Below are 25,031 nucleotides of genomic sequence, written 5' to 3'. Positions count from 1 at the left end.
TGAAAAAAGGCTGCAAAATGCAGCCTAGTTTTTAAGGTTTGTATAATAAATTTGGACAGCTTGTACCGTCAAATTCTCTTAAGCTATTTCCCATTGCATCTTCACAGACAGCTCCGCTTTCGGTAGAACACTCTACGTGAGCGTTTTCACATTCTTGCTCAGGATTGTTTTGGTTTATTCTGTAACCTTCAACAATTGTACTGTTCGCTTTTTTAAAGCTTTGTGTACTAAAGGCAGCACCAGTACCTAATAATATTACTGCTACCGGTAAAATGAACTTTTTCATAATCAAGTAATTTTAATATTGTGCCTACTCTGATAATAGGTTTTCGGCTTCTCCTATTTTAAATTGCTCTTTTATAGCTTGCGCTAACCTATATCGAACAATTTCTTGCCCTATAAGGATATACATGTATTTATCACTTACGAGCATTTGAGACATCTTGTTATTACCGCGGTTTTGTACATACAAGCTACCCCAATATTTTTTTGTTTTTGTATTATATACATCTATAATAGATGATTTTGACCATTGTTTCTTATTTTCATGTTTGCCAATTAAATTGGAATGATTAAAAAGAATGCTTTGGTAAACAACAGCGTTTTTATTGGTCATTAATGGTGGAGCTCCCATTTTTTGATGCCCATTACTTAATGTTATAATTTTAATTTTTGCTTCTCTAATGGTATCTATTGTATTGAAATGTTCAGATTTTTGTAACGTATAATCATTACTTAAAATCTTGTTTTTGTAATAAAATACATAATAGATTTTTTTATTATCCAAGAGAAGTTTACCATCAATGTCAAATATGTTTTTTTGATGAATTGATATGGAATTCTCGGAAAAATTAAGTTTAGGTATTGGAGATAAACTTAATATTCCGAGTACTTGTTTTTTGCTTTTATGACTTTGACTTCTTACTGCAAATCTTATACTATCAATTACTTGTAATTGATCAAAATAGGCATTTTTATAGCTTATTACACTTGCTTCTTTTTTTCCTAATTCTCCTTCTGTATATAATTGGAATACTTCCATCATATAAATAGAAATAAGGTGCTTTCACAACAATTCTTAATGATTTGAATATATTGCCTTTTTCTTCTAAAAGAACGGGGTGCTTTTTTATATTTTTAAAATTTTTGTCTATTGATATAAGTGTTAAAGGGGATGTAGTATTTCCCAAATAAACTTCGTCTTTGTCTATCCCTGCAAAATAATAAGAATTAACCCCTAAATCTAAATAGGAATCTTCTAAAATTGGATGATGAGGAAATCTGCGTGTAAAGTTGTTTTCATTTTTGACTATGTATTCAGAATTTAAAAATAAAATATATACCATTGATGCTGAAATAATCACGGTAAGAGATGTTGAAATAATGGTAAGTTTATTCTGTTTATTTTTGTTTTTTTCAAACAGATAAATGGAGATTATTAATAAAATAACACAAGAAATGTTGAAAATTAAATGCTCTGTCCATCCTAACTTTTCTAATATTCCTCCACAAGAACATGGTATAAAATCACTGTAATTGAGAATAAGGTAGATGTAAACACTAAAACCTATCATAAGATATAGAGAACCATATAAAGCAATCAGTCTGCTCTTTGGGATAGACAGCATTATTGAAAGTATTAGCTCTATAAGGATAACACTATAGGAGATAATTCCTGCATAAGCACTCAGCAATGGAGATTGTGCCAACTGAATTTGAAAGTTCTCAAAATCTAACAACTTACTAATGGCTGCATAGGTAAAAAGCAATACATGAAAATATACCGTGAACTGAATAATGATAGATTGGAAATTTTTCATGGCTTTTTATTTTAGGTTTTGCTATTGATAAGTTTTTCTTTTGTTGTAATTAATTATCCTTCTTCTATCAGCCTCCAAATTACTTTTCTGCCACAGTAATCGGGCATCTTACTTCTTTTTGAAAGAATAACAGTAGTTTTAAAAAAGCCCATACTCTCCCATAATCCACTAACAGGACATGGAGCGCCTGTTTTGCAAGTTATTAGGGAGGGAGTAGGGCTAGTCATATTATTTTTTTTGTTTCGAATTATTTTAATTACTTGTCCTCCAATCTTGTCTGTCTTTTACTGGTGGGTCTTTTTTTTCATCTGCAGATTCTGTCATTTGTTCTGCATTGTCAGATTCTTCTGTACTGTTTGTAATTGCTGTAGTATTGATAGAAGTTATTTCTGTTGGAGTGATGGTTTCTACTTCATCACTACTTCTACAACTTGTAATGGCTAAACTTACCATTACAATGGGGATAAGAAAAAAATACTTTTTCATGATTTCTAAATTTTTTTAGGTTATCCCGGCCAGGTGATTTACTCGTGAATTCTGTTCAAAAGTATTAGGATATTAACCTTAAAAAAAGTACTTGTTGTAATGATTCATGAATCATTACGTAACGATTCATGAATCATTACAACAAAAAACATATTAAAAATGCTTTATTGATGGTGTTTCAATATATTTTCGCTAAAATTGTTAGTGTTTATTAAAATTTGTTGAGGATTTTATGGAGTTTTAGTGGAATTTAATGGTTTTAGTATGGGGGTTTGTGTGAATTTAATTAAAAAGTTAGTCCTTTTTGGTCTCTGTTTACTTATTGTCATAAGTAATATGTTTTGTTTGGGGCAAAAAGCTCACCTTGTTTCGTATGAATCACTAAAAGAAAAATACGATGGTTTTGATAAAAATAATGCTAAAGCTTTACCTTTTGTAAACAAATTTATACTCAAAGCTAAAAATGAAGTAGATTATTCAAAGCTGGTTGAAGGTTATCAAGATGCTATTTATTTTGAAAAAAATAAATTTCTAAAATTGAAATATGCTGATAGCGCGTTGATAGCAGCTCATCACACTAAAGAAAGTGATTTGATTACTTCTGCTTATCTTGGAAAAGGGATTATTTACTATTCTAATTTTAGAAAATATATGCCAGCACTCAATGAATATCTGAAGGCTTATAGTTATGTGAAACAGTCTGATAACCAATACCTGAATTATAAAGTGATCTATCATATTGGTGTAGTAAAAAGTTATCTTGGATATTATCAGGAAGCTATATTACATTTTAATGGTTGTATTAAATATTTTGAATCTAATCTTAATAGACAATCACATCCAAATGAAATTTATAATTATAGAAAAGGTTATCTAAATAGTATTCATCAAGCTCTTGTTTGTTATCGTAATTTAAAGGAGCATCAAAAGTCTGATAGCTTAATTGAACTAGGATTGAAAAATTCAGTAGGTAAAAAAGATTTTGTTTTAGAGTATAATTATTTTCTAAAATCTAAAGGGATTTCAGAGTATTATGCTCATCATTATCCCAAAGCATTGCAATACCTTAATCTCTCTTTAAAGGAATTAAAAAATGCAAATGATTTTTCCTGGGTTTCTGTTAACTATTTTTTTCAAGGTAAATCTTTAATGGCTCTCAACAAAATGCCTATAGCTATTAATAAATTCGAAAGTGTAGATTCTATATTTAATAAAAATCAATTTATTCTTCCAGAACTTAGAAACAATTATGAATTACTGATTGATTACTATAAAAAACAAAAGAATGACGAGAAGCAATTATATTACATGAATCAACTTCTAAAAGCAGATAGTATAATTGGAAAGGATTTTATTTATCTTTCTACAAAAATCCATAAAGATTATGATACTAATGCTTTATATGAAGAAAAGATAGTATTAGAGAAAGATATGGTAGGACGAAATATCTTATTGTTTTTCTTAGTTTTATTTTCTATTGTTTTTTTGATTCTTTTTATTACAAAATATAGAAAAGAAAAAATGATTCAAAGTAAATACGAAGTACTTCAAAAAAAATTATCAACTAGTCATATTTTATTAGTTGAAAATGATAATTTATCTGTTGAAAGTATGGAGTCTGTTGATTCTGATTGGTATGAATTTCAAAAAAAGGAGTTTATAAATCAGGATATTGTTGAGGATGTATTGAATAAACTTAAAAATTTTGAAAACAATAACGGGTTTTTAAAAAAAGGAATTACTTTAAATTCTTTAGCTTCCAATATTGGTACTAATACTAAATATCTTTCTTGGGTGATAAATGAATACAAGAAAATGAATTTTACAAGATATATCAATACATTAAGAATTTACTACATGACACGTGAACTCTATAACAATACTAAATATCATCATTTTACTATAGAAGCATTGGCGGAAGAGTGTGGTTTCCTTTCTAGACAAAATTTTTCTAATATGTTTTTTGAAATAAATGGAATAAGACCCAAAGATTTTATTAGAAAAAGAATTCAAGAGTTGAAAAATATATAAATTATGTCCTATTTTATTAGGTTTTTTCCCTGTTTTTAATTTTACTTCGTATTTTTCTTAAAAAAAACATGGAGACGAAATTATTATTAAAAAAAATTGAAAAAATTAAAAGTAATTTGGATGTGAAAATTTCTAATCTTGAAAGGGAAGAAAAAGACCTTATAGTCTTATGTGAAAAGGGACTCATGGAAATTGATTTTTCGATTAGAGAGGTGAAAGGTTTAATTTCTAGTCATATATTTGATGAAAAAGCTCAGGAAATTTATTTCTTTAAAGTATTAAAACCTTCTTTTATTGCTCTTTTTATTTATTATTCTAAAATTCTGGATTGGGAATCTAATAAACCTCATGCTGGAAGTAAGACTTTAAAAAAGTATTTTACCAACAAACTTAATTTATTGAAGAGTTTTTATGATCAAAATTTGGATTTTTATAATTATTATAGAAGAAATGCTACGTACTTAGATCATCTCTACTTTGTGCGATATCGTTATGATTTAAAAGGGAAGTTTATGTTGAACTTACATAGTTTTGATGAAAATTTTACCACTTCTCAAGATCATTTTGTTTCACAAGTAATCGCTAATGATATGCTAGAAAAGTACTTGTTGAAATTAATAGATTCATCTTCACAACATGATAGTAATGATAATAGCCCAATCCATTGGACACATCCTAAGGTGAGTCTAATTGAATTGATTTATGCACTTTATTATTCAAAATGCTTTAATGGAGGGAATATTGAACTTAGTGAAGTAATAAGGCATACTGAAAAGACTTTGAATGTAAATCTCACGGGATTTCATAAAACACTGGGAGAAATAAAAGCCAGAAAAAAGGAGAGAACAAAATTTTTACATCTTCTTAATGAGAATTTGAATCAATTATTTTTGGACACTGATGAATAAAGTGTCCTTTTTTGTATAAAATTATTCGGTACTACCGAAGTACTACCGAAATTATATGATTGATTTTGATAAAATTTGCCCTAGTAATATTTTAAAATTATGGCAGTAAACATCATAACGAAAGAAGATCTTCAAGAATTTAAAAATGAATTATTAGAAGATATAAAAGAATTATTTTATTTAAAGACTACAGAACAGAAACTTTGGTTGCGTTCGTCCGAAGTGAAAGAAATACTTAAAATTTCCTCTGGAACACTTCAGAATTTAAGAATCAATGGAACCTTATCTTATAGCAAAATTGGAGGAACATTATATTACAATTATAATGATATCCAAAAAATGTTAAAAGAGGAAAAACATTAACCTTAATGAAGAATGATAAATTATTCCAAAAATATCAACAAATTTTTTGAGTTCATTATGAAGAGTGATCAATTCCTCCCTTCTCATATTAGTATGTATGTTTCTCTTTTTCAATTATGGAGTGTTAATGGATTTATAAATCCTTTTCGCATTTGCAGAGAAGATATAATGAAATTAAGTAAAATAAAATCTTTTGCTACTTATCATAAATGTATTCGAGAACTTCAAGATGCTGGCTTTATTAATTATTTACCTAACTATAATTCGTATATAGGTAGCTTAATCGAAATTAAAGATCTTGATATTCCCAGAATATTTCAAGTGCAATCTTTTCAAAATCTTAAATCTAATGTAATTAATGAAACTGATTTTTCTGCTCCCAAATTTTATGAAGTTGAATTATATTTTAAAGAACGGGATTTAACTTCTAATGATGCCTCACTTTTTTATTCTTTCTATGAATCACAACATTGGATATGTAATAATAAAAAATTAATAAAATGCTGGAAGGCTGCAGCAAGAAATTGGATTTGTAAAATTAAAAATAATGATGACCGAAGAGATTAATAAAAATGTAAAATTGAACCATATGAATAATATTGACCCAAATACTCCTATTTGGAAACTGACTGTGGAAGAGTTTCTAGAGGTTTCTAAAAATTTAAATACAGAAAGTAAATATGAATACGGCCTAAAAGGATTGGCAAAAATTCTTGGTTGCTCCGTTTCTAAAGCTTCTGGAATTAAATCTTCAGGAATATTAAATGAAGCCATTATTCAAAGGGGTAATATTATTATTATTGACAAAGCACTTGCTATAAAGCTTTTTGCAAAAAAATAACATGTATTACCTAGAATTAATTCAACGATTTTGGGAGTTTAATAAGAATGCACTTATTGGTTCTAATGCTATTGCTATGTATCTGTATTTATTAAAGTTGGGAAATGATTCTAAAAGTTATTGTGTTAGTATTTCTGATGTTAAACTAAGTAAAATATTAAAAATATCTAGAAAAACGATTCAGGTTACTAAAGAGAAACTTAGTGAATTAGGTTTAATAAAGTATGTTAGTAGAAATGGTCTTCCTTGTAATTATTTAATATTATTGAATTATCCTTTACAAAAGGAAATAAAATTAAATGAAGAATTGAAAAATAATAGGGTTGATCTACAAATTAAGAATACGGAAGATGATAATGATTCAGAATTAATTCGTTTCCTGGAAGTTAATAACATTGCACAAGATGCCAATTTGAATGATGAAACTCTAATTCGTATGCCAAAACTTTCTAGCAACATTGTTGACATGCCTTCTTTGGAAGAATTTATGAAGTATGCAAAATCATTGAAAGACTATGACCCAGAATTGGATTTGAGTATCACTAAAAAATATGAAAATTGGAGAAGTAATAACTGGAAAAATGCCTCCAATCGTCCCATTAGCAATTGGAAATCTACCTTAAAAAGCACCTTGCCTTATTTGAAAAATAGTAATGAGGAACATTCTATTTCACTGCAAGACATTCCAAACATAAAACGTATAGAATCTTAAAGTAAGAATTAATAAAAAAAATTCAAAAAATATGATTGGCAAAAAAATAAAACACAATACAATGAGAATATCTGATTTAAAACCTAGTCAAAAAGTGAGCATCAATGGAATGACGGCAGAATATAAAGGGATTCAAAAAAATAAAAATTAATAATTTCGGAAAAGTAGAAAAAAAAGTTTTTCAATACTTTGACTCAAACAATTATAAATAATACAGCTTAATGATGGCTCTAAAAATCTGAATAGTGAGAAAATTAGGTTATTGTAAAATTTGAATTTTAAAATGAAGTTCTCATTGATTGAATTGTTTCGAATAAATATTGTGTAGGTTATGGCAAGTTCTGATAAAAATTTTAGGATTATTCGTAAAGGATTTGAAGAAAAAAAAGATAGAAATATTGATAAAATTCGCTTTGGAAACCAATTTGTGGACGATTTTATCTTTGAAGATTCTAAAGCCGCTGATATTCCAATTAATGCTCTTCGTGTAATTTTTAATATTATTTCTATTATTAGTAATGAACAGTTTAGACCACAAGATCGACCGAAGCAACTTTCTCTTTTTGATGAAGACTTTGAAACAGAAAACAATGTTTTTGTGTCTATTAAAATCAAAAATAACAAAATTTCTCCTAGCGGATCTACTAAACAGGTAATTGATGCTTATGAATTTCTTGCTAAATTTAAAATGGGTTGGTATAAATCTGTCAATTCTAAAGGAAAAGAAATTAGAACTTTTGGCGGTTTGATTTCTACTCCTAGCTATGAAAAAAGAGGTTATACTACTTTTTTAGTTAGTAGCTATTGGCTGAAAAGACTTTTGGTGATTCCTGAATATAACTATATCTTGTATAATTTAGTCTATAATGTGAGAAATAATAAGCATGTTATTTTTGCTATTTGGCTCTCTAAATTGCCTGAAAAAGGAACGGCTTTGAAACTTTCTACGTTTAATAAAAAATTTGGGTTAAATTATAAAACTACTAAAGATTTCTGTTTTAAATTTTTGAAACTCGCAAGAATAAGTTTGAATACATTCAATACGCTTTCTTTTAACTATACTTACAACAATGATACAATCTTCATTATTCCTTTTTTTAATAATACGTTTTTGAAAGATAATCCTCTCTCAAACTCTAAAGAATCTTTTCTTTCAAATGAAAAGCTTTCTGAACATAATAAGAATGTGACCAAAAGATTATTCTATTTTAAAAAAAGATATGGACTGCATGAGAATGAAATGATTCAATTCTCGCATCAATACAGAAATATTCCGCAAACTAGAGCTTTGATAGAAAATGCTTTTATTGAGTTTATCAAAAAAAATAGATTGAAAGGAATTAAATCAACTGTTTTTCAAGGAATGGATTTTTTAAATGAAATGCAAAAGATAATTATTCAATTATATCAATGTTCAAAAATGGGAGTGTTGCTTCCTAATGGGTATCCTATTATTATGTAATTTCGGAATTGAACTCACTAATAATTCGGAATTGGACTCTCTTAAGTTAATGTGATATTAAAATATCCTATTTGTTTAATAAGAATTCGGAATGGTACTCACTTAAATGTTTTTGAAACCTCAAATTATCTATAAAAGTATTAGAAATTGTAATGATTATATGTTTTATATAAAAATAAAAAATTGAATTCGGAATTGAACTCTCCAAAAATTTGAAAAATTTTCGGATTTATACTCGCTACATTTTCGGAATTGCACTCATCAAAATTCGGAGTTGCACTCACCAAAAAAAGGAGCTAAAATATTTTCTATACGTTGATTGGACGAATAATTAAAAGTATAATAAAAGAAATTAAAAAGTCTTTTTTTTATTAAAAGGAAAAGAGGAATGAAAAATATGCTTTAAAAAAGAAAAAAATGAATTGTGAAGAAGTAAAAAGGAAAATAAGTATTAAAATGGTTTTGGAATCATACAACTTGTTCCCTGTGAAAAAAAACAGTAAAACAGCTTTTTATTTTGCGCTTGATAGAGAAGAAAAAATACCGAGTTTTTCTGTTGATTTTGTGAAAAATAGAGCATTCGATTTTGGAACTGGAAAAAGTTATGATGTGATTTCGATTGTTCAATTAATGAATAGATGTTCTGTTTCTGATGCTTTAAAATATTTGAAGAAATTTGAATTTTTTGTACAAAGTGATTTTCAAAATGAAAAATTAATGCAAGAAAAAGAGTACAAAATTCTCAACATTCGTGAAATTCTCCATCCAGCTTTAATACAGTATTTAAAATCCAGAAAAGTGTATGAACAAAAAGATTTGGTGAAAGAAATTGAGTATGAAGTGAAAGGTAAAAAATATTTTGGGATTGGCTTTTTTAATAATTCAAACGGAGTAGAAGTCCGAAATAGATATTCTAAAATGTGTTTGGGGAAAAAAGATGTGACTTTAATTAAAAATGAGTTAAGTGGTTCTAATCAAATTCTAGTTTTTGAAGGATTTTTTGATTATTTGACTTTTAAAAATTTGGAAAAAAAAGAAAATACTAATTCAGATTATTTGATTCTCAATTCTACGGCAATGCTTTTTAAAGTTGAGGAAGTATTGAAAGGGTATGATAAAATTTCACTTTTTCTTGATAATGATGCTAATGGAAATTCTGTTAAAATAAAGCTTCAAAATCAATTCAAAAATGTAGATGATTGTTCTTTGTTGTATGTTGATTTTAAGGATTTGAATGAATGGTTTTGTAATCGTAATATGGTTTTATGATTTTGTGAATTTTTCTACCATCTCTTCAATGTCTTCTTTGATGAATTCCCAATATTTACCTTTTAAGCAGTCTGGTACAAAATCGTCATCTGCAAGGCTGAAATCAGTAAAATTCTTCAAAATCAAATCTCTCTCGTGACTATACGGATAACGTTGTTCATGAAGTTCTAGCATCTTACCTATTTTGTAGTCTGAAAGTAATTCGTGCAAATCCCAAAAATCTTTTTTTCGCCCACCTCTTTGTACAACATCGATTTTCATTGCTATAATTTCTTCAATAGTTGCCATTCGGATATTATCCATTGTTTTAACTGGTTGTATAAAATCGTCTGTGTAATATACATCAAGTTTTATAGTATTTTCTTTATTTGTACCAATAAAATAGGATTTTCCCATCGCAGGTTGAACATTTGAGAAGTTATCTATATAGGGAAATTTAGATGTAAGGTAGGTTTCTATTTCTTCAAAATTAATGCTTCCATAAGGTGCGTCACTGAACAAATCAATATCAACAGAAATTCTATGACCCAGTTGTAAACTTAATGCAGTGCCACCAACCAGTCTGAAATCCTTAAAAATTTTTGAAGCCATTAAAATTTCCAGACTGTTTTTCAGCAAATCGTTTACGGTATTGTAGTATAGCATTTTTTGGAATTACGATTGTTTGTGAAGTTGCATTGGTTTTGTTTTTTCGGAATGAAGAGAGGTTTCTATTTTTTGTTTTCCATAAAAACGATAGATTTCTTCTTTTTCAACATTATTTCCACGCTCAAAAACACGTTGTATAACTGCTTTGTATTGTTTATTCCAGTCGATTTTTTGGATGTCGGTATCCCAAAACAAAGACTTTCGAAGGATAGAAAGATTTGGTGAAATCTGCATCTTGCTTTTTTCTTTTTCAATGTCATAATAACTTTGGAGAAGTACAATCGTTCCTTCTTCAAGATCCAGTTGCTTTTCTATTTTTAGAGCTAATGAAATAGGAATACTTCTCTTGCCTTTGGTAATATCATTGATGATTTGAGGGTATTCACCCAAAGAAATGGCAAACGGACGTTTTTTTATTGACCGCTTTTGTAACTCCCTTTCCAGAATAATACCAGGATGGATTCCTTTATATTTAAACCATTGCAAATTCATATTACAAATATAAACAAATTTGTTTATATTTATGTGGCTCTAAAAACAAATATTTTGCCAACTTTCAAATCTACAAAAACCATTTCTAATGTATTTTTCTTTCTTCTTTCGTTGACCTTAGCATCATTGAAATAATGCATTACTGCGGTTTTACTTTTTACTATTGCAAATGTAGAACAGCATTATTCACTCAAAAAAATCTTTTTGGGTTTCTACAAAAATTCTATCCGTTTTCTCTCCTATAATTTTTCCAGACACTCCTAAATCCTTCGGACAAAAAGATTTCAAGCCCGATTCAAAACTTGTAAGCAATTACGGGAATTGAATCGGGTTTTGTGTGCCTGATGCTGTTCTATTATCATCGGCAAAGAAAAAGTCGGAACCTCAGTTATACGAATCAATTCAATAGCAGTCGCTCTTTAACATCATTAGAAAAATTAAAAAACAACGAAGAATACTGTTTTTAAAGACCCAAATAAAAAAAAGAAAAAAGCCGAGTGTCCTCGATACCCAATCAATTCACTCGAGAATTTCAATTAATAACAGACAAAAATCAATTATAAAATTAACAATTTAACATGATGAACACAATTATCGGTAGAATTACCAAGAACGCACAAATCAACACTTTAAAAAACGACAAAAAAGTAGTGAACTTTTCGGTAGCCATTAATAACAGCTACAAAACCAAGCAAGGTGAACGCAAAGAGCAAACCACTTATTACAACTGTTCTTATTGGATAAATGCCAAAATAGCAGAATATCTTACCAAAGGTACTTTGGTGGAGTTATCGGGCAGAATAAGTAGTAGTGCGTGGATAGGAAAAGACGGAGAAATAAAGTCTGGACTGAACTTCCATACCTCAAATATTAAATTACACGGTGGCACTCAAAAATCTGAACCCAATAGCCATCCAACCACCAATCAACAGAATGTCAATGATAATCCTTTTGATGATGCAGATGATGATTTACCATTTTAATTCAAACTTAAAAATTATGGAAACACAATTTAATTTTCAGATGAAACAACGAAATGACAAAAAAGAATGGGAAGACATTGAGGTTTATTATCAAACTCATTGCGACAGAACCACAGCAATACGATATGCAAGGAAACTTTCCAAAATATTCAATTTAGTAATCAGAATGACACAGGGAGGAAATCCATTTAAAACAAGCGGTACTTACATTTATGAAAACGCAGAACCTTTAAAAATCAAAAATTATGGCAAACTGGTGCAGTAATACAGTTGTTTTCGAAGGGAATTCCGAAACGATTGAACAGATAAAATGGCTATTTCAAGCAATGGCTGAAAAAGAACAAGAAGAACAAAAAGGGCAACTTCCCGAATTTGTTAATCAATACAATGGAGGGTTTTTCTTCGATTTATACTTTGACAATGATGAAACAGGAGTATTTCAATATCAGACCAGATGGTCACCCAATATTGAAATTATCCAAGAGATAGCAGAATACTACAAAGTAGATTTTGTACAGGATTACGAAGAGATGGGAAATCTTATATACGGACAGGCAATACATCACAATGGAATACTTCAAGACATTTATCTCGAAGATGAAGATTTTGAACAGTATGAGTATGATGAAGAAACAGATTGTTATCATTTTGAAGACAAAGAATATGAAAGCGATAGCGAAATCTTGGAACTCCTCTTGGAACGGAAAGTCAAAAATCAGTTTAATGTGATTAAAAACCAAGAATTATGACACGTTCAAATCTCCATATCAAATTGAGCAATGGAAAATCATTGATATGTGTTGCGGATAGTAGTTCTGCACCCGAACAAGGTTATATAGTAGAGCAACTAATATTGCCACTTCTTTTGCTTAACGACAGCGAACAAGAAATGGCTTTGCTTTCGGAACATTGCACAATGGATGAAAGGCGAGCAAATGCAACATACCGCTATACCATTGACCTTACTACAAAAGAAGTGAGATTTTTTGAAGAACATTACGATTATACAAAAGATACTTTCAGAATAGGTAAGGATATAACGGAACGATACTGCCATCATATAAAAACAATTAGCCAACAACCATAAAATAAAAATTAAAACAATTATGCAAACTAATTTTTTCAGACAACTCGCTAATCTGAACCTTACAGGTGATTTGCAAATGATACTTAGACTAACAGAAGAAAACAGTTTTGTCCTTTCCGTATTGCTCAATAACGAGCAATGCGGAGACGAAGCAAGAAAATTAATACCTCCTTTAAATCTTAGAGGAACAGCCGAAGAACTAGACAACGGATTTTTTGAAAGTATTTCCACACCATTACAATCGGCATCGGGATTAATGGTGGATATGGAAAGTTTTATGAAACAGCTAGAAGAAGCCAAAAAGCAATCAGCTTTGGAAAAGGAAAAGAACGACAAGGAGAAAAAAGATAAGGAAGCCAAAGAAAAGAAATACAAAGAAGCCTTTCAGAAAGCAGAAGAACTCGAAAAAGAGGGCAAATACAAAGAATCGTGGTCAGCACTTCCTAAAGTTTCTGAGTTTCCCGATTATGCAGAGACTATTCGTAAAAAGCAAGACGAATATGAAAGGCATTTTGCACCAAGTCTTTTTACTGAAAATCAACCTTAAAACAAATTTTTAACTTCTTAATTCTAACTTCTAATTTTTAAAATATGTTATTAGCAACCCAATTAGAGAGAGTTTTTATACTCAAAGATAACGGACAGGACATAAAATTGACAGACCCCGAACCAAAATGGACTGTAGAAGCGGTAATGAATTTTTACGCCAATACCTATCCAATATTAACCACCGCAAAAGTTTCAGCTCCGCAAATCAAAGATGATACAGTACAGTACAAATTTGAAAGTGTAATGGGAACAAAAGGATAACTGTTTAAAATTATTAATTATAGCCCAATCGCTAACAATTAATCATTAACAATTAACCATTAATAATTATAGATGAATGCAACGAAAAATTATATCGGGAAAACTAAAAATTCCCAAAGACCAAAAACAAAGGCAACTGCACCAACAATTGGGCGAGTTTGCAGAGTGGATGAAACGACCGAAAGATGCTTCCGAAATACAAAAAGACAAGAGGAAATCTGTACCTATAAACCAATTGCCAATGGTTTTTTGAGAACTACTTTTTTGCCTAAACTCAAAGAGAATGATATACAAAATTCAATATCATCAGAGCAAGATTCAATTCAAACTCAAAGAAAAAATAATAATAGAGAAAGAGATTTTTATCGGTCCCTTTCTCTATTGACAAAACATTATAATCTCAAACCTACGCAAACAAGACATTTAGGCTATCCTTATAATATCAAACTAGCATTGGACGATATTCAAAAGCAACTAAAAAGTAAAGTAAGAGATTGGGAAGAAGTCCGATTGATAGAGGAAAAAGGGAAAACTTATTTTGTAAGTGAGGAAAGATATAATACAAGAGCAACATTGTATTATATTCCCATACTTCCATTATATCGATTATCCAAAAATCCAAAGCGGAAACAATCCGTACAGCTTTTGCAATCCGTTTGTTCATATCTCTATCACATCGTAGAAATTCCATACTACAGAAAGCAAAACAGCTATTTGTTTTGGATGTACGAAATGGTTACAGAATGGCTTATTTCTGATGATGAAAGCGAAGAAATTCCAATTAACTTATCAGAAATAAAACAAATGGAACAAATCGGTGATTTTATGGAACAGAAGATTTACAACCATCATAATTTAATCCGATTTAAAGAGCGTCTGAGAAATTTCAATGTCAAAGACCATTTTGATAATGATTGCTTTTCGTTGGCGAGAAAAATATTTTCCCTTTTTCAGCAATATCCCAATGCTAGCATTTACCGAAATGCACAATTCAATGGAGAAGCAGATGAGTACGAAAGAGATACCATTGTATCGATGGACAAATATATTTCCTTTTGTGCTGATGATAAAGGCTTACTATTTCAAACACTTTTTGAAACGGTAAACTCCGAGTTCCAGGAATGTGCCACGATGGAAGAACCAATTGTTATTAAAAAATTTGACGGAAGCAATATCACAAACAGCAATCTCGATTTTGAAAACCGCATTTTTCCCTTGATTGAAGAACTGATTTATATTTTGAATAGTTTTTAGTGATTGGCAAATTGCTTTACGCTAAAAGAATATGTAATCATAATAAATTCAAATGTTTAAAAAAAATCAAAGCATTTAAACAATATTAAAACCTTAATAAGAATTAAAAATGAAAAATATTACCCAAGACTTCGGAAACCTTTACCACCCAACAAACGCATTGGTATTTTACCAAACCGATGAAAGAAACAGAGAAACTTATGTAGAGTATTTTGATATGGATAAAAACGGAAATCCTATCAATGCACATCCGTTGACCGAAAGGGAAGCTGAAATATTGGCAAAAGCACTTACAGTAAAAACCAAAAAAGAAAAAAGCCAAGAGTTTTTAAAACCAAAAGGAATTTTACCCACGACTATTCTGCATATCAATCCAAATGCAGAGAATGGATATGTGATGTGGTACACCAAATCAATGAAACGACAAATGTTTTTTACCGAAAATCTTGAAATTCCAAACGGAACGGCAGAAATTCCTGCAATGCTATGGTTGGCAACTCAACGAAGTCTTAAGATTTTTGCTCTTGCGAACAACAGAAGACCGACAGAGAAAACAACTTTGTATTACGCTCCTTTTTTCAATGTCTATGAAAATGGAAATGTATGTATGGGAACGGTGGATGTTAATATTCAAAAATCTTCTTCGGTAGAAGAATTTATGGAAAAATGGGAAGACTATTTTTTTAATTCATATTTCAGTCATTTGATGAATGAACATAACCCTATCAACGGAAATTGTGTAAACCTTTGGAAAGGTCTTATTAATGCGGATAAAAATTTTCCAAAAGATGCATTAAAAAAAGCAAATAGAACTTTAAAAACCTTACTAAAATGAATATAAAATATACAACCAAAACCGAAAACGAATTAATCAAAACCAAAGTCCATTTCACGGATAACAATTTAATCAATCCAACCAATCCAATATCAGTAAACCTAATCGGAGCTGGTGGAACAGGTTCGCAGGTCTTAACTACATTGGCAAGAATGAACCACGCTTTGACTGAACTCAATCACGCAGGATTATCCGTTCGATTGTGGGACGATGATGTGGTTACAGTAGCTAATCTTGGCAGACAATTATTTGCAGAAAGTGAATTGGAATTGTACAAATCAGCTGCATTAATCAATCGTATCAATCGATTTTTCGGAACAGATTGGAAAGCTGAAATTCAAAAATTCGAAAAAGATGATTTAGGGAGGTTAAAAAGTAATATGAAATCAGAAATTTATATTTCTTGTGTGGATAGTGTAAAGTCACGTTTTGAAATAGCTGAAATTTTGAATGAACTGAAAATTGATAAAGGATATTACAGAAATCAATGCAAATATTGGATAGATTTTGGAAATAGTCAATGTACAGGTCAGGTTTTGCTTTCTACTATTGGAAATATCAAACAACCTAATTCCGAGAAATATGAAACGGTGGAGAATTTGCCTTTTATTACCGATGAATTTGGAGAACTTTTAAAAATTTCAGAAGCGGAAGATAAAACTCCAAGCTGTAGTTTAGCGGAAGCATTAGAAAAACAAGATTTGTTTATTAATTCTAGTCTGGCACAAATGGGGATTTCTTTGTTTTGGAGTTTATTCCGTAATGGATTGACAGAAAACAGAGGTTTTTTTCTTAATCTGAAAAATTTTCAGTCCCAACCGATAAAACTCTAAAACAAAGCCGTCCAACTAAACCCCCGAAAATAGGGGTGGGCGGCAAAAATACATTTCCTCCCTATGGTCGGAAACGTGTTTTTGTGGAAATTGGAGCAACCCCATTTCTAAAACATTCCTTTATGTAGCCTCCGATGTTTTGAAAAGAGGTTGCGAAGTTATTACAACTGACAACATCCAAATATTTGAATAAATTTGTCTTTAATAGAAATATTTATAAATTAAAAATAAATCTCGTTTGATAATGCACTACGAGTTAAGATTAACATTTTTTATGATAATATTCATATATAATTAATTATAAAGAATTGAAAAAAAATATACATTTGTATCACTATATTTTTAACCATAAAACGCAAATCAACATTATATAAACTAATGTAATAATTAAACATGAGGAAATCTAAAGTAACAACCGTTACTTTGTAATTCTCAAGTTACCCTATATAAACAATATCTATGAAGAAACTCTACATGAGCCTACTCGGTTTGGTAGGAATCCTTGCATGTGCCCAAGAAGTAGAAGTACGTTGGCAAAAAGACATTAGGTCGGAATCTCTTAATTTAGAGAGCCTAATTCTTGAAGTTAGGTTATTTCTTTCAGTTAACCTCAGCCATAATCGAATTTCCAAAATAAAAATTACAAGTTTTAAAGAATTATTAAATATCAAAATAGTTTATACTCTATTATTACATTTTAATAGTTATGAATTTTTTAGAAGTCGAATTTTATAAAAAAAATAACCACATGAAAAAAATCTACTACATTATTTTATTATCAATTATTCCAAATTTTTATATAACCCAAATTTTTAAATTTTCTTTTACAGGATCGGCAACTTGTCCAACTCCAAATAATACACCTTTCATACAGAACCCAAACGTTAATGTTACTCCTTTTTTCAGGCAAGGGGTTAATTGTAGTGCTACGGCTTCTTCATTTAACAGCAATGCCTGGCCTACTGCCACTGTTCAGGATTTGAACAGTTATGTAGAAGTGACTATTGTTGCAACATCTGGTTATCAAATGAATCTTGCATCTTTTTCGTTTGATTTGGTAAGAAGTGCTTCAGGACCTGTAGCAGGGAGAATAGCAATGGATGATGGTACCGGAACTTTTTCACAGACGAATGATTTTACTCCTACCGAATCTTCACAGACGATAACTTGGGACTTTGCAGATTATACTGTTCAATCAGGATATATAATTCGTTTTCGTATTTACGGATGGCAAGCTTCTTCGGGGACTGGAACTCTAAGACTTAATAACGTAACACTTTTAGGAGCAGTAACTCAGTCCAGTAACAATACAGGTTCTGGAAACAGCCCATTTACAGTCTCAGGAACGAATGTAGGGTTAGGCACTACTAACCCATTAACAAAATTAGATGTAAGAAAAGATTTGAATACCAATGATTACATTAAAATAGCTCAAAATAACTCTCAATTTCAAATAGGTAGAGTTTCAGATAACAAGTCATTAGAATTAGCGGTGTTAGATAATGGAATTAGCATTATTCAATCTAAGGAGCAGGGAGTTAGCTACAATCCTTTAATATTAAACCCTGCTAATAATGGCAATGTGGGAATAGGCACCATGAATCCCCAATCTAAGTTAGAAGTTAACGGAGATATAACGCTTGGTAATATGACAAGTCATGAGTATAATGTTGTTTTTAGGCCAGATGATAACTCCTGGAGGAGCGCATTAGTAGGATATTCTTCTTCTATCGCTTATGATGATTATATAGGCTTGAAAACAAAGTTTGGAACTATTAGGTTTATAACAAATGATGGGTATGAATCAGCAAGAATTGCTAATGGTAGATTAGGTATTGGTACAACTAATCCACAAGCAACATTGGATGTAGCCGGCACCTCTTCGTTTAGTGGGAATATGAAAGTAGAAGCAAAAGTAGAAACAAAGGAGATAAAAGTAACCACAACACCAACAGCAGATTTTGTATTTGCAGAAAATTACCATTTACCAAAACTGGAAGAAGTAGAAAAACACATCAAAGAAAAGAAACATTTACCAGAGATAGCACCCGCTAAAGAAATGGAGAAAGAAGGAGTTAATATAGGAGAATTTCAGATTAAACTGCTTCAGAAAATCGAAGAATTAACGCTTTATTCAATAGAGCAAAACAAACAGATAAAAGAGTTAAAAGAAGAAATCAATAAATTAAAAAATAAGAAATGAATAAAATTATACTAACTGCAGCAATTCTAATTTCAGGTATTAGCTACTCACAAATATATACACCAAGTGGAGGAGTAAATGGAGTAACTCTCAATACAACATCTGGAAATGTCGGAATAGGGACAAATAATCCTCAAGCAAAATTAGATATTAGTGGAGATCTTTCGTATGGAGATCAACAGTCTAATACATTATATAGGAATGATGCTGGAAGTTATGGTAGTAATGTAAGAAGTGGTTTTTATCAAACATATAATCCTGTTAACTATCCCAGCGGGGCAACAGGATGGTGGCATTTATTGGATATAAGACATAGTAATCCATCAAATAACTATGCACTACAAATATCTGGAAGTTTTTTTGATCAAAATTTATGGTATAGAAAAACCGATAATCAAGTAAATCAAGCATGGCGGAAAATTGTTGCGGAACAGCCGAATGGAAATGTTGGGATAGGAACTGATACCCCTACAGCTAAATTTGATGTCACAGGGACCTCCTCGTTTAGTGGTAATATGAAAGTTAATGCAAAAGTGGAAACTAAAGAGATAAAAGTAACCGCCACGCCAACAGCAGATTTTGTATTTGCTGAAGATTATCAATTGCCAAAGTTAGAAGAAGTAGAAAAACACATCAAAGAAAAGAAACATTTACCTGAAATAGCTTCGGCTAAAGAAATGGAAAAAGAAGGGGTTAATGTAGGAGAGTTTCAGATTAAATTGCTTCAGAAGATAGAAGAATTAACGCTTTATTCAATTCAATTAAACAAGGAGAACAAAGATTTGAAGAATAGTTCAGATGAGCAGGAGAAATTAATTAAACTACTAATAGAACGAGTGGAAAAATTAGAAAGTAACAAAAAATAAAGAAATGTATGAAACATTTTTACAATAGACTCCTTGTTGTAACTTTTTCTATGATGTTAACTAATTTTAATGCACAGAAAATAGATACATTAAAAATAAATAAAGCACTTAAAGAACAAGAATATTCATTCAAAAATAAGATTCATGAATTTTCGAATATTCAGCAAAGAAATATACAATTGTTAAAATCAAAAGGCTATAAAGAATATATTGAGAAAAGAGGCAATATTAGTCAGTTGATTGATGCAGACGAAAATGGAAATCCATTGTATTATACAACTTTAAATGCAGAAGCTGCCAAAATGACTAAAGCTAATACTTTATATACAGCAAACAGCCAAAGACAAAGTCTGACGGGAGCAGGTATGGTGATTGGACAATGGGATTTTTCAAAGCCCAGAACAACTCATGAACTTCTTTCAGGAAAAATAACATATCCGTCTAATCAAAATCAAACAATTTCTAGACATAGCACAAATATTTCAGGAACATTGGTTGGTAATAATGGTGATTCAAATGCCAGAGGAATATCTTATGATTCTAAATTAAGAGCTTATGATTGGGTTAACGATGTCACGGAGATGTTATCTGAGGCATATGATCCTATTTCTAATACGAATGGTATTTTAGTAGCAAATAATAGTTATGGTTTTGATCCAATTTATTTACAATCCTATCAATTTGGAAAATATAACTCTACAGCACAAAATTGGGATAATCTCATGTATGTAAAACCATATTTTCAAATTGTAAAAGCTGCAGGAAATGCTAGAGGATTAAGTCCAGATGTACTTCCTCAACTTAACACGTCAGGAGGATATGATTTATTAGAAGGCGCTGGTATTTCTAAAAATGTTTTAGTCATTGGATCTGCTAAGAAAAACACTTCTATGAGTACTGACGAAAATTATGATGTATCTGATTTTAGTAGTTATGGACCAACTGATGATGGAAGAATAAAACCCGATTTTTGCGCACCCGGAGAAGATATTTACTCTTCAATTGACACTTATGATCAGGCTTATGGTACCTACAAAGGGAGTTCTTCTGCAGCAGCAGTTGTTTCTGGAATTATTTCTTTATTACAACAATACTGGAAATCTGTAAGTCCTAATTCTGCCTATATGTGGTCATCAACAGTAAGAGCACTTTTGGCACATACTGCAAATGATAAAGGACCAGAAGGACCAGATTATATTTATGGTTGGGGTTTAGTAGATGCTCAAAGAGCTTCTCAAGCAATTCATGATAATATTGAGGGGTCATACGATGGATTAAAGAAAACAACTTTGATTCAAGAAAAAACTTTAAGTCAAGGAACCGAATATTCAATTTATGTCGTGCCATTATCTAGTACACAGCCATTGTCAGCTACAATTTCATGGACAGATCCTCAAGGAGTTTTGGATAGCAATTTGCAAGCTAATATTTCTACACCTAACATTATTAATGATTTGGACTTGAAAATTGTTAAGATAAATTCGAATGGTACAGAAGAAATCTTTTATCCATGGAAATTAGGAGGGATTAATAGCGTAAATAGTCCAGCAATTAAAGGAATAAACAATGTTGACAATATTGAAAGAGTTGACATAAAAAATCCTGATGTAAATGCTACTTATAAAATAGTTATCTCGCCTAAAAATAAACAAGTTTTATTAAAACCTAGCGGATTTCAAAATTTTTCTGTTCTAGTAAGTAATATTAATTTTTGTTATAAAGATGATCTTTCATTAATAGGAACCTCAAGTGATATAACTTCAAGTACTACAAATAAAATATTAAAAGGAAAAATAATTACAGCATCAAATATAATAAAGAATCCAGTTCAAGGAGTAGAATATGTTGCGTCAGAGTATATTACGCTTCAACCTGGTTTTCAAGTAGAGGCTGGAGCTGGTTTTAGAGCATATTTAACCCCTTGTTTTAGTAATACTTCGACAATGAATTATAGAGCTCAGGTAAGAACAAATATAGTTGAGACTTCTCCCATACTAAATGATGAAATGAGTAATCTTATTATTATTTATCCAAATCCTGCAAAAGAAGAAGTAAATGTAATATTTAAAGTTAATCAACCATCGTTTGTGAAAATCAGTTTATATGATAGTTCTGGTAAGCAAATTTTCATGAATTCTAGCTCGGAGAATTTTCCTAAAGGCAACTTTACAAAGTCTATAAATACGTCAATATTACCAACAGGTGTTTATCAGGTTTTAGTAGAAACCAATGAATATAAAGAAACAAAAAAACTTATAATTAAATAGATTATGAAAGAAAAATACTACATATTATTTTTTATCTTGATTTCTATTTCTTTTTTTCCCCAAAATAAACAAAAAAATATATTAGAAAATGATAAGGGAAATATAATAACGAATGAAATTGAGCAAAAAAAGTTAGAGACCTTAAGAGTCTTAGAATTAAATAATCAAATTAAACAGTTTTATAAAGTTGAGACAACTCAAAATAATGTACAACAATGCTCTAATGGTGAATTTGAGGAATTTATAACAAATAATGGTGTCCCATATGCTAAAGATTTTAATTTTTATCTTACAAATGTTTCAAATTCACAATGTAACGCAATTATTCCGTCTAATACAATATCAACATACTATATACCAAAATATAATTTTAATGCTAATATCTATGCAGCTATGGTACCTTCAAATTACATTGATCCCTATTTAGGAAATATAAAAGCGTTTGACCAATATGCATTAAAATTAAATTATAATGGCTCTCAAAACGCAATTACAACTTCAAAAAGAATAAAGACTTCAAATAAGATTCAGTTTAACTATAAAGTTGTCATGCAAACGATTATGGATGACTCACATATTGGAAAGCAACCATATTTTAAAGCGAGGATATTAAATCAACAAGGAGTTGCTGTTGATGAGTTTTGTCTTGTTGCAGATACTGAGAATTGTATTTATAAGAGAAGAAAGGAAAATGATCAAGTTTATACTTTATATACCCCAGAATGGAGAATAGGAAATTTAAACATTTCTTCTATTCCTAATAATGAAGAATTTACTGTTGAATTCATAGCCGCAAGATGTGGTTTGAATGGGCATTTTTCATATGCATACATTGATAAAATTATATGTGAATAGAGGATTAAAAAGTTAAATTTTAATTATAAAAAAGTTATGCACAAAATCAATATATTTATAGCTCTATTTTTTTCATTTTTTCTTTACTCTCAAAACCCTGGAGGCGTATATGGAGTTAGTATATGGATAAAAACTGATTCTTTAAAGAATCAGAAATTGACTTATTTTGATTATAGTAATAATTTAAATACAATCTATTCCCCAACAGACAATAATAAGCCAAAATACTCACTAATAAATTATAACGAAACATTATTGTTTGATGGAAAAGAAAATTTTCTTCAAACTCCATTTGTATTTGAAAACTTAGATAAAGTAAGTTTATATACCGTTTATCAAAATGATATAATAGACAAAGAGTCAGCATTATTTACAACGGATCAATCTGGAGAAAAATCTCTTTTCTATTCATCATCTAATTTATATAGAAATAATAATGAGCAAATTAATTTTATAGATCCAAAAAAAATAGACTCATTAGTATCTTTTTCATTGTATTCAAAGTTTGATTTTCCATCAAATAAAATAAAAGATATTCAGGGAAATTCTGGAATAAGTAATTTATATATAGGAAAAGATATTTCAAGTAAATGGGATTATTTTAAGGGAAAAATCCCTGAGTTTTTTATTTATAGAAGAATATTAGATCAAAATGAACAAGATAGAATCAATACCTATTTATCTATTAAGTATGGAGTATCAAATCCATATAAAGAATATTTATCTTCTAGAAGTATTAAAATTTGGAAAAAAGAAGATTATAATGAATATTCAGAAAATATAGCAGGAATAGCAAGAGATGATTTTTCGGGTTTATACCAGAAACAATCTAAAAGTTCTTCAGATAACACTTTAATTATTGCAGCTTCAAGTTTTGAAAGAAATAATAGAGTTAACAAAACAGAATTTAAAGATCAAACATTTTTGATATGGGGTAATAATAAAGATTCCTTGTCATTAGCAAAAGAAGATTTTGGATATCAAATATTAAAAAGAAAGTGGAAAACAAGATACTTTTCAGATTCAAATGAATTAATTAAGTCCGAGGTTTTGTTTAAAGTTTCAGAAATTATTGATATTATGCCTGAAGGAAAAAGACTTTGGCTATTAATAAATACAGATGGGAAAAATGATTTCAACAGTACAAATGTAGAAGCCGTTCCATGTGATTATATAGATACAAAAGGATATGCACATTTTAAAAATGTTGAATTTGATAAGAATCATTCCTCAACAGATGTTTTCACTTTCGCAATAGGACAAAAACTTTTTGCTAGACATGAATTATTACAACCTACTTGTAATAATACTACAGGTAGTGTTTCTCTTCAAATGAAAGGAGGTTTTCCACCATATGTTCTATCTGCAAAAAATAAAAAAGGAATTATTGAAACACATACTTCTAATGATGGTAAATTCAAATTAGATGACTTAATAGAAGGAAGATATCAAATGGAAATAAAGGATTCTGAAAATAATACTTCGTCATTTAACTTTGATATCAAAAGCTATGATAAATTGTCAATAGATTTAGGTGAGGGTAAAGAATTAAAAATTGGAGAGTATATTGAATTAGATGCTTCAAAAAATATTACTGATGATTCTACCCAATATCAATGGAGTTCATCAAATGGTTTTTCCAGTAATCTCTCCAAGATTAAAATTTATGACCCAGGTGAATATAATGTTATTGCAACTACAAAAGAAGGATGTGTAAAAACCGCATCAATTAAAATATATAAGTCTCAAGGATATGGAATTGAAGTCTTTCCAAATCCAACAAAATCTGGAGAATTTTTCACTATAAAAGTTGCTTTGGAAAAGCCAGAAGAAGTAAATGTTCATCTATTTGATGGTTCAGGAAGACTAATTAAATCTCGAAAATTGTCTGGCAAAAAGTTTTATGAAATAAAAGATTCTTTATATACTCAAGGAAGTTACATTCTTATAATTAATTCAGAATCTCAGAAAAAAGTATTTAAACTAATAATCGACTAGAAAACATA

The 25,031-nt window shown here is 29.8% G+C and carries 28 protein-coding genes and 1 pseudogene; 23 read left to right on the top strand and 6 right to left on the bottom strand.

Annotated features, from left to right (window positions below):
* Positions 1-31: 31 nt before the first annotated feature.
* From QM746_RS11325 to QM746_RS11310, 4 genes are all read right to left on the bottom strand, one after another.
* A complete protein-coding gene (locus QM746_RS11325) occupies positions 32-286 on the bottom strand; it encodes a DUF6520 family protein (RefSeq protein WP_414984322.1) in 255 nt (84 codons plus the stop codon).
* Positions 287-310: 24 nt separating this feature from the next.
* Positions 311-1,045: a hypothetical protein gene (locus QM746_RS11320; protein WP_414984321.1), complete on the bottom strand. Its 735-nt coding sequence runs from the start codon at positions 1,043-1,045 to the stop codon at positions 311-313.
* The gene (locus QM746_RS11315) at positions 975-1,820 is read right to left on the bottom strand and encodes a MauE/DoxX family redox-associated membrane protein (protein ID WP_414984320.1); all 846 of its coding nucleotides are present in this window, start codon (positions 1,818-1,820) and stop codon (positions 975-977) included. The genes QM746_RS11320 and QM746_RS11315 overlap by 71 nt, the downstream gene beginning before the upstream one ends.
* Positions 1,821-2,072: 252 nt before the next feature.
* Positions 2,073-2,306, bottom strand: coding sequence for a hypothetical protein (locus tag QM746_RS11310; RefSeq protein ID WP_414984319.1), 234 nt, complete (start codon positions 2,304-2,306; stop codon positions 2,073-2,075).
* Between the two features lie 243 nt (positions 2,307-2,549).
* Here QM746_RS11310 and QM746_RS11305 point away from each other — a divergent pair, with 243 nt between their 5' ends.
* The 8 genes from QM746_RS11305 to QM746_RS11270 all read left to right on the top strand — a co-directional run bounded on the left by QM746_RS11305 (position 2,550) and on the right by QM746_RS11270 (position 9,892).
* The gene (locus tag QM746_RS11305; RefSeq protein ID WP_414984318.1) at positions 2,550-4,337 is read left to right on the top strand and encodes a helix-turn-helix domain-containing protein; all 1,788 of its coding nucleotides are present in this window, start codon (positions 2,550-2,552) and stop codon (positions 4,335-4,337) included.
* 68 nt (positions 4,338-4,405) lie between these two features.
* Positions 4,406-5,245, top strand: a complete 840-nt coding sequence (locus QM746_RS11300) for an RteC domain-containing protein (RefSeq protein WP_414984317.1) — start codon at positions 4,406-4,408, stop codon at positions 5,243-5,245.
* Between the two features lie 99 nt (positions 5,246-5,344).
* On the top strand, positions 5,345-5,608 hold the full coding sequence (locus QM746_RS11295; protein ID WP_414984316.1) for a helix-turn-helix domain-containing protein: 264 nt from the start codon (positions 5,345-5,347) through the stop codon (positions 5,606-5,608).
* A gap of 57 nt (positions 5,609-5,665) precedes the next feature.
* A complete protein-coding gene (locus QM746_RS11290; protein ID WP_414984315.1) occupies positions 5,666-6,175 on the top strand; it encodes a hypothetical protein in 510 nt (169 codons plus the stop codon).
* A gap of 22 nt (positions 6,176-6,197) precedes the next feature.
* Positions 6,198-6,449, top strand: coding sequence for a DUF3853 family protein (locus QM746_RS11285; protein ID WP_414985147.1), 252 nt, complete (start codon positions 6,198-6,200; stop codon positions 6,447-6,449).
* A gap of 1 nt (position 6,450) precedes the next feature.
* Positions 6,451-7,161 carry a hypothetical protein gene (locus QM746_RS11280; protein ID WP_414984314.1) on the top strand — a complete coding sequence of 237 codons (711 nt, stop codon included), beginning with the start codon at positions 6,451-6,453 and terminating at the stop codon, positions 7,159-7,161.
* Positions 7,162-7,492: 331 nt separating this feature from the next.
* Positions 7,493-8,623, top strand: a complete 1,131-nt coding sequence (locus QM746_RS11275; RefSeq protein WP_414984313.1) for a hypothetical protein — start codon at positions 7,493-7,495, stop codon at positions 8,621-8,623.
* Between the two features lie 417 nt (positions 8,624-9,040).
* A complete protein-coding gene (locus QM746_RS11270; RefSeq protein ID WP_414984312.1) occupies positions 9,041-9,892 on the top strand; it encodes a toprim domain-containing protein in 852 nt (283 codons plus the stop codon).
* Here the strand turns inward: QM746_RS11270 and QM746_RS11265 are convergent.
* Together QM746_RS11265 and QM746_RS11260 are read right to left on the bottom strand one after the other, a co-directional pair.
* Positions 9,887-10,537 carry a nucleotidyl transferase AbiEii/AbiGii toxin family protein gene (locus QM746_RS11265; RefSeq protein WP_414984311.1) on the bottom strand — a complete coding sequence of 217 codons (651 nt, stop codon included), beginning with the start codon at positions 10,535-10,537 and terminating at the stop codon, positions 9,887-9,889. The two genes, QM746_RS11270 and QM746_RS11265, sit on opposite strands and share 6 nt — an antisense overlap.
* Before the next feature lie 9 nt (positions 10,538-10,546).
* A complete protein-coding gene (locus QM746_RS11260; RefSeq protein ID WP_414984310.1) occupies positions 10,547-11,032 on the bottom strand; it encodes a helix-turn-helix transcriptional regulator in 486 nt (161 codons plus the stop codon).
* A gap of 581 nt (positions 11,033-11,613) precedes the next feature.
* Here QM746_RS11260 and QM746_RS11255 point away from each other — a divergent pair.
* The 15 genes and pseudogenes from QM746_RS11255 to QM746_RS11185 all read left to right on the top strand — a co-directional run bounded on the left by QM746_RS11255 (position 11,614) and on the right by QM746_RS11185 (position 25,023).
* Positions 11,614-12,015 (top strand): single-stranded DNA-binding protein, encoded by a 402-nt coding sequence (locus tag QM746_RS11255; RefSeq protein ID WP_414984309.1) that lies wholly within the window; start codon positions 11,614-11,616, stop codon positions 12,013-12,015.
* Between the two features lie 16 nt (positions 12,016-12,031).
* Entirely contained in the window at positions 12,032-12,280 is a 249-nt protein-coding gene (locus QM746_RS11250; RefSeq protein ID WP_414984308.1) for an addiction module toxin RelE, read from the top strand.
* Complete coding sequence (locus tag QM746_RS11245; protein WP_414984307.1) at positions 12,261-12,764, top strand: hypothetical protein; 504 nt, start codon at positions 12,261-12,263, stop codon at positions 12,762-12,764. Before QM746_RS11250 ends, QM746_RS11245 begins: the two co-directional genes overlap by 20 nt.
* On the top strand, positions 12,761-13,102 hold the full coding sequence (locus QM746_RS11240; protein WP_414984306.1) for a penicillin-binding protein: 342 nt from the start codon (positions 12,761-12,763) through the stop codon (positions 13,100-13,102). The genes QM746_RS11245 and QM746_RS11240 overlap by 4 nt, the downstream gene beginning before the upstream one ends.
* A gap of 19 nt (positions 13,103-13,121) precedes the next feature.
* Positions 13,122-13,649: a PRTRC system protein E gene (locus QM746_RS11235; RefSeq protein WP_414984305.1), complete on the top strand. Its 528-nt coding sequence runs from the start codon at positions 13,122-13,124 to the stop codon at positions 13,647-13,649.
* 44 nt (positions 13,650-13,693) lie between these two features.
* Positions 13,694-13,912, top strand: a complete 219-nt coding sequence (locus tag QM746_RS11230) for a PRTRC system protein C (protein WP_414984304.1) — start codon at positions 13,694-13,696, stop codon at positions 13,910-13,912.
* Between the two features lie 72 nt (positions 13,913-13,984).
* Positions 13,985-15,166 carry a hypothetical protein gene (locus tag QM746_RS11225; RefSeq protein ID WP_414984303.1) on the top strand — a complete coding sequence of 394 codons (1,182 nt, stop codon included), beginning with the start codon at positions 13,985-13,987 and terminating at the stop codon, positions 15,164-15,166.
* 109 nt (positions 15,167-15,275) lie between these two features.
* Positions 15,276-16,001: a PRTRC system protein B gene (locus QM746_RS11220; protein WP_414984302.1), complete on the top strand. Its 726-nt coding sequence runs from the start codon at positions 15,276-15,278 to the stop codon at positions 15,999-16,001.
* A complete protein-coding gene (locus QM746_RS11215; protein WP_414984301.1) occupies positions 15,998-16,834 on the top strand; it encodes a PRTRC system ThiF family protein in 837 nt (278 codons plus the stop codon). Before QM746_RS11220 ends, QM746_RS11215 begins: the two co-directional genes overlap by 4 nt.
* Before the next feature lie 459 nt (positions 16,835-17,293).
* Positions 17,294-17,569, top strand: coding sequence for a hypothetical protein (locus QM746_RS11210; protein WP_414984300.1), 276 nt, complete (start codon positions 17,294-17,296; stop codon positions 17,567-17,569).
* Positions 17,570-18,716: 1,147 nt separating this feature from the next.
* Positions 18,717-19,037, top strand: a pseudogene (locus tag QM746_RS11205) (hypothetical protein); the annotation flags it as partial.
* Complete coding sequence (locus tag QM746_RS11200) at positions 19,034-19,903, top strand: hypothetical protein (protein ID WP_414984299.1); 870 nt, start codon at positions 19,034-19,036, stop codon at positions 19,901-19,903. The pseudogene QM746_RS11205 and the gene QM746_RS11200, both read left to right, overlap by 4 nt.
* An 8-nt stretch (positions 19,904-19,911) precedes the next feature.
* A complete protein-coding gene (locus QM746_RS11195) occupies positions 19,912-22,170 on the top strand; it encodes a S8 family serine peptidase (RefSeq protein ID WP_414984298.1) in 2,259 nt (752 codons plus the stop codon).
* A 3-nt stretch (positions 22,171-22,173) separates the two neighbouring features.
* Positions 22,174-23,025, top strand: coding sequence for a hypothetical protein (locus QM746_RS11190; protein ID WP_414984297.1), 852 nt, complete (start codon positions 22,174-22,176; stop codon positions 23,023-23,025).
* Positions 23,026-23,061: 36 nt separating this feature from the next.
* Entirely contained in the window at positions 23,062-25,023 is a 1,962-nt protein-coding gene (locus tag QM746_RS11185; RefSeq protein ID WP_414984296.1) for a T9SS type A sorting domain-containing protein, read from the top strand.
* The last annotated feature ends 8 nt before the right edge of the window (positions 25,024-25,031 follow it).

The sequence above is a fragment of the Cloacibacterium sp. genome, assembly GCF_047601505.1.
GTDB lineage: Bacteria > Bacteroidota > Bacteroidia > Flavobacteriales > Weeksellaceae > Cloacibacterium.
This window is presented reverse-complemented; position numbering and strand designations above follow the sequence as displayed.